The sequence below is a fragment of the Lachnoanaerobaculum sanguinis genome (genome assembly GCF_033242365.1).
Classification (GTDB): Bacteria; Bacillota; Clostridia; order Lachnospirales; family Lachnospiraceae; genus Lachnoanaerobaculum; species Lachnoanaerobaculum sanguinis.
The window spans coordinates 43,644-55,129 of the sequence record NZ_BTHK01000008.1 but is presented as its reverse complement, the minus strand read 5'-3'; the positions used below and the strand labels follow the sequence as shown (position 1 = coordinate 55,129).

Sequence of the window (11,486 nt, the reverse complement as noted above, 5' to 3'; positions counted from 1 at the left end):
CAAAGAGGTACAAATTTTGAGAGTAATTGTTTGTGGAGGCAGGAATTTTCAGGATAGAGAATTTTGCTTTGAAAAGCTTGATGAGATTATTGGACAATTAGATAATGTTGAGATAGTATCCGGTCATGCAAAAGGAGCAGACACATTCGGTGAAGAGTATGCCTTGAAAAACTCTCTGAAGGTGTCTGTATTTAAACCTGATTGGAAGAAATATGGCAGAGGTGCAGGACCGGTCAGAAATAAGGAAATGTATAAGTACGCCTTAGAAGATGAGCCTATGGTTATTGCATTTTGGGATGGTGAGAGTAAAGGTACAAAAAGCATGATAGATATTGCATCAAAAGACGGTGCAAAAGTTCATGTGGTAGAGATTTAAAATTATTTATATGAAAACCTATTATATATGGATAGCTACATTCGAAGAGAATGACTTTGAACAGTATTGGGATAATGAGCCATATGAAAATGAATTAAAACTTTTCAAAGAGGGGCTTGGAGCTAAACCTGATATTAGCCTAAAGTGTGGCTTTTGCAGGGAAACGGGATTGGAAGAACTGGATGAAAAGGACTTTTGGTTTTGTTTTAGGGCTTCTTTATGTAATGTACGTGATCTTGCAAAAGATTATATCTCTGATTTGGATGAATTTGAGAGTGTGTGTAATGCAAAAGGGATTTTAGAAGGAAATGTTATTTGGGGAGTAGCTGTTAAAGATTTTCCGGATTTAGATTCGGAAGGTTGCAGTAGTATGAAGTATGTAGGTATATTAAAGGTGTAAAGTTTTCTTAATTCCATTTATTTTACTTTCTATATTGTGCTAATATATCAGAAAATAAATTTTACAAAGAATAAGTATATCAGTATTAAAATTTCAATACAGGGTATATGGGAGATATTTATGTACAAGATATTTGTATATGGGACTTTGAAATCTGAATATTTGCAAAATAAGCTCTTAGGCCATACTTTGGAATCATATGATGCAAGACTTGAGGGATATTCTATAAACATAGGTGAGAAGTATTTCAATGTAGTTCCAAATGAGGGAGGATGTGTTAAAGGTAAGGTTTTACTTGTAAATAAGGAGGACATGTTCTATATAGACCAATGGGAAGTAATTCCTATGTATATAAAGGCAAAGGTGAGAGTTCATTCCGAGTATGGTTATGAGGATGCTTTTATTTACATAAAAAAAGATAAGGAAGAGAAGATACATTTGCAGGATGATGTCAGCAATATGTGCAACAGTGAAAATCTTGAAGCTACAATTGATAAATTTGCAGATGTGAGAGATATGGAGTTTCCAGTCTGTGATCTATACCTTAATTATCCTATAGAAGACTTAAATAATCTATCAAAAAATAAGGATATATTCACTGAAAAAGTAAAAGAGGTAGTTACAGATAAAGAGTTTTCATTTATCGGATATGAGTATTTAAGCTACAAATATGGGGAGAATCAAGTAACTGTAAGAGTATCACTTTATATTATAGGAAATAATGAAAAAGCCACATTAAGCGTAATGCTACCTGTTTCGACATGTAATCCTGCAAAGTTTTGGGAGAAGGCTTTTACACGAGCGTTGGAAATAGAAGGAAGAAACTTTGCAGATTATATTTATTCAAAATATAATCTCAAAGTCTTGGATACACCGAAATTTATCATATATTCATCAGGTGAAATTGATGAGTCAAAAAGGCTTGATATTTTCTCGGTTGAAAAGTTTTTTAATAAAGCGTTTGATATTAGTAAAGCGGTAAATACGGATATTTCAAAAAACAAGGATGTTAAGATTTATATTTCCGATAATGTAAAAATAGAAATACCAAATAACTTTGAGGTTTGTTATAGCGACAGATTAAAATCTGTTATGTTGACTCTATCTATATAACATTCATCAGTAAAATATGATAAAATAGCCTATATCTATAGATAAGGAGAATACTATGTTGGAAGTAGGAATAAAGGGACAAAGAGAGACTATTGTAACAAAGGAAAATACTGCAGCAGGTATAGGAAGTGGAAGTTTAGAGGTGTTTTCCACACCGATGATGATACTTTTGATGGAAGAGTCATGTTTTATGAGTGTTAATGATATACTGGAGGAGGGATTTACTACAGTAGGCACTTGTGTAAATGTAAAGCATTTATCAGCCACACCGCTTGGTATGAAGGTCGTGATAAAGTCTGAGCTTATAAATGTGGATGGAAGAGCTCTTACATTCAAGGTTGAGGCATATGATGAAAAAGGTCTTATAGGAGAGGGAATTCACGAAAGATTTATTGTAAATAATGAAAAGTTCCAGGCAAAGACCGACAGTAAGTTAGATAAATAAGTAAATGGCTGTCACTCTAAAGGCATATACAATTTTTATTCTACTTTAATTGTATGTCTTAAGTGACAGCCTTTTTAAAATTCATTATTTTGCAACAACAAATTGGGTTTCAGTAAAATTCTCACCATCTAAAATATTGATTAATCGAAATGCAGGTCCGGTCGGATGTGTCCTACCACCCTCCCAAGCCTCGACAGTCTTTTTTGATACTCCCATATATGATGCAAAAACCGTCTGTGTCATACCTGCCCTTTTACGTATCTCTTTAATCTCATTGTTTGAATACTCTCTAACAGGCATAATCATATATGTTCTTTCTTTTGCCATTTTGCTACCATTTTCATGAGCTATAGCTTCTTCTAATCCCTCTTTCAAATCATCAAATAGTGAACTCATAGCTTCCTCCTATTCTTAGAAATCTCTTCCTTTAATGATTTTACCAGCTTTTTAAGCACATTCTTCTCTTCCATAGTAAGATTTTCCCGCTCTTTTTTCTCAAAAGCTGTTATCAAATATGTCACCTCATACTCAGCAAAATCAGTGTAACATACTCTTACCTTTCAGATTTAATAAATATATTATATACCCTATTTTATAGGGTGTCAACTTTGCTATTTTAAGACTATCTTTATTGGTGGTACAATTATTTTGTGATAGTATAGGATAAAAGGAGGACTTTATGAAAAAGAGTTTTATATATTTGATTCCTGCAATTTTTTTATTGGCAGGATGCGGAAAGAAGATTTCAATAACAATTAATACAAATGAAAGTACAGTGGCTGAAAGTTCTGCGAAAGAAAGCGTTCAGGAAACTGAAACAAAAGTACAAAATGACGTGGAAATGCTAAAGGCACATGTATATAACAAAATAGCGGGTGATGGAAATACAATACCTCAACTTAGTGTAGAGGGAAATGAAAAGTTAAATGACATTGTAAACAAAATAAATAATGATTGGGTGGGCGGATATTATCCAAGGATTAATCTGACTCGAACCGATACAAGTGTTTTCAGTGCATTGCTGGCTACTACCGTAATGAATGGAAGTACTGATACAAAAGAACTGCTTAGAGGAGTAAATATAGACTCAAATACAGGCAAGGAGCTTAAGATAGAGGATGTATTAAAGGATCCCACAGGTCTATATGATAGGATTGAAAAGGATAATTATCTTGCAGATGAATATGGAGAAGATATAGAGGGATTTAGTGAGAAGCTAAAGACTGTTCTGACAAATCCCGATGCTTTTAATTTGGGAGCAAATGATAAGGCCAATCTGGCGTGGACACTAAGTAGTGCCGGTATGATGATTTATATGACTGCAAAGGATGAATATACAGAAAGGATAGTTTCCTTACCTTTGGAGTTTGCAGTATATGGTGAGTTTTTTAATGAAGAGATACTTAGCTTGCCAAAGGATTACGCTTTTGAAATACCAATAGATAAAGAGGTAAAGATAGATCTTGACGGTAAAATTAGAACTGTTAAGATAGAACAGGATATTGACGAGTATCTTATGTTACAGAAGATAGATGTAACAATTGACGGTGAAAAAAGCACATATGAGGAAGATGCAAGCTATGGTATTTCCAAGGCAAGTGTGGTGAAAAAGGGAGATAATGCCTATCTCTATATTGAATTGCAGTATGACAATGATTACAACAGTATATCAATCATTGATTTGAATAATAAATCAGAAAAACTTGAAATTTCTGAAAGTTTTGCAGATACTTCTCTTTTAAATCCGGATGAATTTTATCTTGGAGACAGAATTTATACTATAAGTACCTTGGGTATAGAGGGAAGATATACTGTTGGAAATAAAGGAATGCCGAAGATTTTGGAAAACTACTATACAATTGCAACTCCTATACAATTGACAACTAAAATTTCTATAAAAGCTAAGAAATTGGACGGTATAAACGGTAAGGAAGTTGGGGATTATGATATTCCTATCGGCAGTGTATTGGTTCCGGTAGGTACAGATAAGGAGAGTTTTACCGATTATACAACTTCGGATGGCAGTCTTATTCGTATACCTATGGGAAAAGCTTCTGAATACGGTTTCAGTATAGAGGGAAAGAACATAGAAGATGTGTTTGAAGGTACAATCTTTGCAGGATAATGATATGTCTGAAGGTCAAATAATTATTCATGTGGATATGGATGCCTTTTATGCTTCAGTGGAGATGAGAGATGATAAAACTCTAATAGGTAAGCCGCTTATCATAGGTTCAATGCCTAATGAAAGAGGAGTTGTATCGACCTGTAATTATGAAGCCAGAAAATACGGTATTCGTTCAGGGATGAATATTAAAGAGGCGTTTAATCGTTGTCCTAAAGGAATATTTAGGCATCCGAATTTTGAGAAATACAAAAAAGTATCGGAGCGGTTGCATAAGATACTGGAAAGTTATACCGATGTAACGGAGTATATTGCGCTTGATGAGGGCTATCTTGATCTTACGGAAAAGGTGGATTCATGGGAGGAAGCAGGAAAAATCGGATTTGAGATCAAAAAAAGGGTAAGAGAGGAGCTATCTCTTACCTGTTCTGTAGGTTTGGCGTATTCAAAGACCGCAGCAAAGACTGCAAGTGAAGAGAAAAAGCCTGACGGATATTTTGAAATAAGGACAAGAGAAGATTTTGTAACATTGGTACTTGATAGAAATGTAAAATCATTATATACAGTAGGAGAAAAAACTGCCAAAAGGCTTCATTTATACGGTGTTGATACAGTAAGAGATTTACAAAATAAAAGTAATGAAGTGAAAATGTTTATGGGAAAGCAGGGTGAATATCTTGTTGATTTGGCTTTCGGTTATGACGACAGAAAGGTAATACCTTATAGGGAAGAGGATACAAAGTCTATCAGTAAGGAGTTTACATTTCAAAAGGATGTATCAAGCTTTAAACTTTTGTATGATGTGCTTTTTATATTGTCTTTTCGTGTGGCAGGGAGGGCAAAAAGACTTGGACTTTACGGGGAAGGAGTTTCCCTTAAAATCACTTATTCCAATATGAAGAGTATAACAAGATCCATGCTTATAAGTGCAAGTACAAGTGATGCCTATACCATATATGAAAATGCGAGCAATCTTTTAAAGAATATACCTAAAGGCGAGGTAAGACTTGTTGGTACAGGGCTTTACCATTTGAGAGAGGAAGATGGAAGACAGCTTAGTTTTTCAGATATTTTCTCTGTAGAAAAAGATATGGTAAAAGAGAAAGTCGAAAGTAAATGGCAGGAAATGAGCATGTATTATAATCTTAATTTTGATGAAATAAAGGACATGCAAAATAATGTAAAAGTATATGATTATATAGAGCGAATGAGGGAAGTAATGGACTCTATGCAAAAATATAACAGTTAAAAATTTGTGATATAATATATCCAAAAGATATCGGAAAGGATAGAATATGAGAACTTTTGATGAGCAGGCTATAGTTTCTATAGCACCTAATGCGAATGCGGTTTCAAACGGCAGAAAGCTGTCATCAGGAAACAGTTTTGTAAAAAGAATGAAGTCGGCTGATGACAGTCTTTATTTTGGTGAGTGCAAAGGAAGTGGAAAGAGCAATTATAATGTTTCCATAGACTTTGAAAAAGAGGGTGAACCGGTATTTCGATGTTCTTGCCCAAGTAGACAGTTTCCATGCAAACATGCTATAGGCTTGATGTTTGAGATGAAAGAGGGCAAGAGCTTTGAAACGGCTGAGATTCCTCAGGATATTTTGGATAAGAGAGAAAAGATAGAGGCAAGAGAAAAGAAAAAGGCCGAGAAGGAAATTGAAAAGGAGAAAAATCCTGACAAGCCGAAAAAAACAAGTGCAGCCTCAAAAGCGGCTAAAACAAAGAAGATAAAGAAGCAGATTGAGGGCTTGGATCTGTTAAAAGATGTTATGAGTCAAATAACCGGTTCAGGTGTGGCAGCTTGCGTGGATAAAGCATTTGATAAAAAATATGATGAACTGGCAAAACAGTTGGGAGATTACTATTTGCCGGGAGTACAGATAATATTTAAAAGATTTTTAAAATCTCTAAGAACGATAAAAAATGATTTGTTTATAGAAGAAATAATAAATGATTATCCTAAGAGCTATATAGATGAGTTAAGAAACGATTATCCAAATGACTATGTTGAGGAGTATTTGTTATCTTTAGCGGTAAAGGAGCTCACAAAGCTTAGATATATCGAAAAGAGAGCAAGGGATTACCTTAATAAAAAGCTTGAAAGTGATTCTACCGACCCTGATGATAATATACTATATGAGGCACTTGGCGGAGTCTGGAAGCTTGAAGAACTTGGTGAAACAGGTCTTAAAAAGGAAAATGTATCAATCGCAGAGTTAAGCTTTATGTCAGAATATGATGATGTAAAGGAAGAATATACAGATAAGGGCTATTGGATAGATCTTGATACCGGAGATATAAATTATACAGCCAATTATTGCCCTCTAAAGGCTAAAAAGTATATTCAAAGAGATGACAGCTTCTTTGGTAAAAAGTTCATTGAAAAGCTTTATTTCTATCCTGCTAATGAGGGAGAAAACAGAAGAATACGTTATGAGAGCAGTAGAGATGAGGATTTGGATATAGATGATATAAAAAAGATAAGAAGCTTTGCAAAGAAGAATATAACAGAGTTTTTAAAGCCTGCTAAAAACATATTGAAAGCTACTTTATCCGATAATGCTTATGGAGTACTTTTTGAGTTTGCAAAGATAGGTACAAACGGTAGTGATGTTGTAGCAGAGGATAAAGAAGGAAAGCAGATCTTACTAATGGCTATGACTAAGGATAAAACAGCTATGGACGCAATATTCGGACTTCCAAGTAAAGACTATCTTAAAAATCAGGTGTTATTCGGATTGGCACATTATGACTCAAGGTTGAAGCAGATTTGTGTAGAGCCAAGAAGTATTATCACGGAAAACGAAATACTCAGATTGGCATATTAAGGGAGGTTATTATGAATTTGGATATTTTATATAAATTACAGGCACAATTAAGAAATAGCATAATAACAGGCAGCTCTCTTATAAAGGAAGACTTCAGACTGAAAAAATGTGTAGACGATATGGAAGCACTTTCAAAGGCGGCACCTGTGTTTGCCCAGATCAAAAAGCAGGCAGAGGAGCTGTTTGTATGTGATAATCCCGGTGAGAAGACTTTGGATCTGCTTGCACTTGTGGATGCGGTACTTGAAACTCAAGCCGGAACATATGAAAGCAGTGAGCTTTCAGATATTGAAAAAAGCTGTGGAAGGGTCAATGGAAATTATTCTTATAAGATGCTTGAGCCTATTATAACTGCACTTACTACAACAGGAAGCGGTAGATGGGATATATTGGTTGAAGCCAGAAAAGAAAACCCTGATATCTTCTTAGACTATAGAATATTGCCGAAGTTTATTGACGGACTGGGAGACGGATACAGTGAGATCTCATTTATGATCGGAAGATGGATCATGGAATATGGCAAGATGATGATAGAGCCGTTAAAAAAAGGCTTTGACCCTATGGGAAAAAGTGAAATGTATCTAAGATTTGATATTATCGCGGACCTTGCAAAAGAAGAAGAAAATGATTTTTATTTGTCTGTTATAAACGGCGAAGCAAGAAAAGATATAAGAAAAAGGGCTATAAGGTCTTTGAAGTATAGTGAAGATAATATAGACTTTTTGATAGAACTTGCAACAACAGCTGACAAAGCAAGTAAAACTGATGCTATAGAGACTTTAAAGACATTTAAGAATCCGAAGGCGGTTGAATTTTTGAAAACTGTAGAAGTAAAGAAGAAATAAAAGGTGATAGATATGAGCGAAGAATTACAAAGACTTCCTGCGGAGGTCATGTTCCAAAAAGAAATAGATGCACTTATTGCGGCTGAAAAAAATCCGATTCCTACCGGGTGGAAGATGTCACCAAAGTCTGTACTTACTTATATTATGGGCGGTGAGTGCAATGGTGTGAAAATAATGCCTAAGTATATAGGAAATAAAAGAATAGTTGAAATAGCAATAGCTACTTTGGTAACAGACAGAGCGCTTCTTTTGATAGGTGAGCCGGGTACTGCAAAGTCATGGCTTTCAGAACATCTATGTGCTGCTATAAACGGTAACTCAACCTGTGTTATACAGGGAACTGCAGGAACTACAGAGGAGCAGATAAGATATTCATGGAATTATGCAATGCTTATTGCAGAAGGCCCAAGTGATAAGGCAATTATAAAGAGTCCTGTTTTTGAGGCTATGGAAGAGGGAAAGATTGCCAGATTTGAAGAGATTTCTCGTTGTGCTTCCGAAGTACAGGATGCCCTTATTTCAATTCTTTCTGAAAAGAGAATTTCTATTCCTGAGCTTGGTAAGGACAGTGCGGCTAAGAAGGGATTTTCCATAATAGCTACAGCTAATACCAGAGACCGTGGTGTAAATGATATGAGTGCCGCTCTAAAGAGAAGATTTAATATAGTGGTGCTTCCAAGTCCAAATACTCTTGAAGAGGAGATGGATATAGTAAAGACCAGAATAGAGAAGCTTTCAGAGGGTATGGCATTGCTTTCAAAGGTGCCTGAGGCTGAGGTAATAAAAAAGGTTTGTACAATATTCAGAGAACTCAGACAGGGTGAGACACTTGACGGAAAGCAAAAGATAAAATCTACAGCAAATGTACTTTCCACTGCAGAGGCTATATCCTTACTTACAAACAGTATGTCTTTGGCAGGCAGCTTTGGAAACGGAGAGATAAGTGATGCGGACCTTGCAGCCGGACTTCAGGGTGCAATAGTAAAAGAGGATTCTAAGGACTCAAAGGTTTGGGAAGAGTACCTTGAAAATATAATGAAAAAGCGTGGAAAAGAGTGGATCGGACTCTACAATGAGTGTAGGATGCTCAATGGCTAGGAGGCAGCCATGAAAACTTTTGGAATTAGACATTTTTCACCTGCCGGAGCTTATTTTGTAAGGCAGTTTCTGGATAAAATAAAGCCTGATTTGGTGCTTATAGAGGGGCCGGCGGATTTTGACTTTTTAATAGATGATATTGTTTCAAAAAAACTTGTTCCTCCGTTTGCTATTATGGCATATACAAAGGAAGCACCTATTGATACCATACTCTATCCTTTTGCAGAATATTCGCCTGAGTATCAGGCCATTCTTTGGGCAAGGGAAAATAATAAGGAATGTCATTTTTTTGATTTGGAATCCGATATAATGCTGGGATTTGGAAGAACAGATGATGATACTAAAGATGAAGAGACGATTTCTAAAGAACCTGAAAAGAATAAATCAGATGTGGATATGGAAGGCTTTTGGGAGAGAAACTTAGAGCAGAGTGAGAATATGGATGCCTACAGAGCGGGCAGTGCTTTGTTTGGTGAAAGCCTTAGAAAAGATACGAAATCAGATGAAAAATCTTTTGCAAGAGATATAATTCGTGAAAGCTTTATGAAAAGAAAGATAAATGAATATATAAAAAAGGGATTTGATTCGGAAAAGATAGTAGCTATAACAGGTGCCTTTCATACATCAGCTATTGAAAACCTTGAGGGTGAAATGTCCGATAAGGAATATAAGGGATTAGAAAGAAGAGAATCCAATATCACATTGATGCCATATTCATACTACAGACTTAGTAAAAGAACCGGTTATGGTGCGGGAAATGCGGCACCGGCATATTATGAGTTACTTTGGCAGGGATTTTTAAGTGGAGATATTACTTATCATGAAAGAAAGTATCTGAGCAGTTTGGCAAAGTATATGAGAGAGCATGGCGGAATCGTTTCATCCGCTCAGGTAATAGAGGCGACAAGGCTTGCAAGAGAGCTGGCTATTATTCGTGGTGGCTCTGTTCCTACACTTGAAGATTTAAAGGATGCAAGTATTACCTGTATGGGTGGTGGAAGCTTCGGTGAGATGGCAATGGGCTTTGCCGAAACCGATATAGGCAAAAAGATAGGCAGTGTTCCTCAGGATGCTATGCAGACTTCCATACAGAGTGATTTTACTTTAAAACTTAAACAGTTAAAACTTGAAAAGTATAAAGAACTTGTAGCAACCCCATTGCAGCTTGATTTAAGAGAGAACTTAAGAGTAAAGTCAGAGGAAAGTGCTTTTCTTGATTTGAACAGGTCTTTTTTCCTCTATAGACTGGTTGTACTTGGAATAGATTTCGCCAAGATCAAGAAAAGTAATCAGGATAATGCAACATGGGCAGAGAACTGGATACTGCAATGGACACCTGAAGCTGAAATACAGATAGTGGAAAGTGTTTTAAAGGGAGATACTATCGTAGATGCTGTAGCATTTGTGTTGGGTGAGAAGCTTTCTGAGGCGACAAAGATATCTGAAATAGCGGAGGTTATAGAAGATGCATTTAACTGTGGATTGCCAAAGATAGTAGAGGGTGCGAAAAGAAGTCTTGATGAAATGGCAAACGGTACAATAGCTATGTGTGATATCGCGGATACTGTGAGCAAACTTTCAAATATGATCTCATTTGGTGATATAAGAAAACTTGACAGAGAACCTTTGGTGCCTATTGTAAAAAGACTTTGTATCAGAGCTTCTCTTATGCTGGTGGGAGAATCGGCATGTGATGATATAGCTGCAGCTACATTGGCAGATGATATTCAAAAAATACATAGTGTTTTTATGATGCAGGATTTTTTGGATGAGAGCTTTTGGTTTGATAAGCTTATAGAACTTTCAAACAGAGATGATTTGAATACTAAAATATCAGGACTTGCCACAGCAATACTTCTGGATGCAGGTAAGATAGATGAGGTTACTCTTAGAATGGAGGTTTCAAGACGACTTTCTATGGGTATGCCGGCAGAACTTGGTGCAAATTGGTTTGCAGGGTTGTCTATGAGAAATCACTATGCTCTTATAGGCAGGCTTACACTCTGGGAGAGTCTTAGTGAATACTTGGATACTTTGGATGAAGAGGAATTTAGACGCTCTGTGGTATTTTTAAGGAGAGCCTTTGTAGAATACAGTGCAAAGGAAAAGGATATGATTGCAGAGAATCTGGGTGAAATATGGGGACTAAATGCACAGGCGGTAAGCGAAATAATCAACTCTGAGATAAAGGAAGTGGATACGGAGATACTTGAAGACTTTGATTTCGGAGACTTTTAGGAGATATAA

At 35.9% G+C, this 11,486-nt stretch carries 11 protein-coding genes; 10 read left to right on the top strand and 1 reads right to left on the bottom strand.

The genetic code is table 11. The features are described from left to right. The first annotated feature begins 16 nt into the window (after positions 1-16). The 4 genes from SBH76_RS06860 to SBH76_RS06845 all read left to right on the top strand — a co-directional run bounded on the left by SBH76_RS06860 (position 17) and on the right by SBH76_RS06845 (position 2,334). On the top strand, positions 17-376 hold the full coding sequence (locus tag SBH76_RS06860) for a DUF2493 domain-containing protein (protein WP_317977258.1): 360 nt from the start codon (positions 17-19) through the stop codon (positions 374-376). A gap of 10 nt (positions 377-386) precedes the next feature. Then, positions 387-776: a hypothetical protein gene (locus tag SBH76_RS06855; RefSeq protein ID WP_317977257.1), complete on the top strand. Its 390-nt coding sequence runs from the start codon at positions 387-389 to the stop codon at positions 774-776. A 120-nt stretch (positions 777-896) separates the two neighbouring features. Continuing rightward, positions 897-1,889, top strand: a complete 993-nt coding sequence (locus SBH76_RS06850; RefSeq protein WP_317977256.1) for a gamma-glutamylcyclotransferase family protein — start codon at positions 897-899, stop codon at positions 1,887-1,889. A 55-nt stretch (positions 1,890-1,944) separates the two neighbouring features. Then, complete coding sequence (locus SBH76_RS06845; RefSeq protein WP_034212649.1) at positions 1,945-2,334, top strand: thioesterase family protein; 390 nt, start codon at positions 1,945-1,947, stop codon at positions 2,332-2,334. Positions 2,335-2,418: 84 nt separating this feature from the next. Here the strand turns inward: SBH76_RS06845 and SBH76_RS06840 are convergent, their stop codons facing one another. Next, on the bottom strand, positions 2,419-2,730 hold the full coding sequence (locus SBH76_RS06840) for a helix-turn-helix domain-containing protein (RefSeq protein WP_317977255.1): 312 nt from the start codon (positions 2,728-2,730) through the stop codon (positions 2,419-2,421). Positions 2,731-3,013: 283 nt separating this feature from the next. Between SBH76_RS06840 and SBH76_RS06835 the strand changes: the two genes are divergently transcribed. The 6 genes from SBH76_RS06835 to SBH76_RS06810 are packed head-to-tail and all read left to right on the top strand — an operon-like array spanning position 3,014 to position 11,477. After that, positions 3,014-4,459: a putative periplasmic lipoprotein gene (locus SBH76_RS06835; protein ID WP_317977254.1), complete on the top strand. Its 1,446-nt coding sequence runs from the start codon at positions 3,014-3,016 to the stop codon at positions 4,457-4,459. Between the two features lie 4 nt (positions 4,460-4,463). Continuing rightward, positions 4,464-5,708, top strand: coding sequence for a DNA polymerase IV (dinB, locus tag SBH76_RS06830; RefSeq protein ID WP_317977253.1), 1,245 nt, complete (start codon positions 4,464-4,466; stop codon positions 5,706-5,708). Positions 5,709-5,754: 46 nt separating this feature from the next. Beyond that, on the top strand, positions 5,755-7,296 hold the full coding sequence (locus SBH76_RS06825; RefSeq protein WP_317977252.1) for an SWIM zinc finger family protein: 1,542 nt from the start codon (positions 5,755-5,757) through the stop codon (positions 7,294-7,296). Positions 7,297-7,307: 11 nt separating this feature from the next. Then, a complete protein-coding gene (locus SBH76_RS06820; RefSeq protein ID WP_317977251.1) occupies positions 7,308-8,141 on the top strand; it encodes a HEAT repeat domain-containing protein in 834 nt (277 codons plus the stop codon). Between the two features lie 12 nt (positions 8,142-8,153). Next, positions 8,154-9,239, top strand: a complete 1,086-nt coding sequence (locus tag SBH76_RS06815) for an ATP-binding protein (protein WP_314448440.1) — start codon at positions 8,154-8,156, stop codon at positions 9,237-9,239. Between the two features lie 9 nt (positions 9,240-9,248). Continuing rightward, positions 9,249-11,477, top strand: coding sequence for a DUF5682 family protein (locus SBH76_RS06810; protein WP_317977250.1), 2,229 nt, complete (start codon positions 9,249-9,251; stop codon positions 11,475-11,477). The last annotated feature ends 9 nt before the right edge of the window (positions 11,478-11,486 follow it).

Excerpts from the sequence above, each read along its gene's own strand:
- SBH76_RS06855 (WP_317977257.1), top strand. The coding sequence starts at position 387 with ATGAAAACCTATTATATATGGATAGCTACATTCGAAGAGAATGACTTT.
- SBH76_RS06850 (WP_317977256.1), top strand. The coding sequence starts at position 897 with ATGTACAAGATATTTGTATATGGGACTTTGAAATCTGAATATTTGCAA.
- SBH76_RS06845 (WP_034212649.1), top strand. The coding sequence starts at position 1,945 with ATGTTGGAAGTAGGAATAAAGGGACAAAGAGAGACTATTGTAACAAAG.
- SBH76_RS06840 (WP_317977255.1), bottom strand. The coding sequence starts at position 2,730 with ATGAGTTCACTATTTGATGATTTGAAAGAGGGATTAGAAGAAGCTATA.
- SBH76_RS06835 (WP_317977254.1), top strand. The coding sequence starts at position 3,014 with ATGAAAAAGAGTTTTATATATTTGATTCCTGCAATTTTTTTATTGGCA.
- dinB (WP_317977253.1), top strand. The coding sequence starts at position 4,464 with ATGTCTGAAGGTCAAATAATTATTCATGTGGATATGGATGCCTTTTAT.
- SBH76_RS06825 (WP_317977252.1), top strand. The coding sequence starts at position 5,755 with ATGAGAACTTTTGATGAGCAGGCTATAGTTTCTATAGCACCTAATGCG.
- SBH76_RS06820 (WP_317977251.1), top strand. The coding sequence starts at position 7,308 with ATGAATTTGGATATTTTATATAAATTACAGGCACAATTAAGAAATAGC.
- SBH76_RS06815 (WP_314448440.1), top strand. The coding sequence starts at position 8,154 with ATGAGCGAAGAATTACAAAGACTTCCTGCGGAGGTCATGTTCCAAAAA.
- SBH76_RS06810 (WP_317977250.1), top strand. The coding sequence starts at position 9,249 with ATGAAAACTTTTGGAATTAGACATTTTTCACCTGCCGGAGCTTATTTT.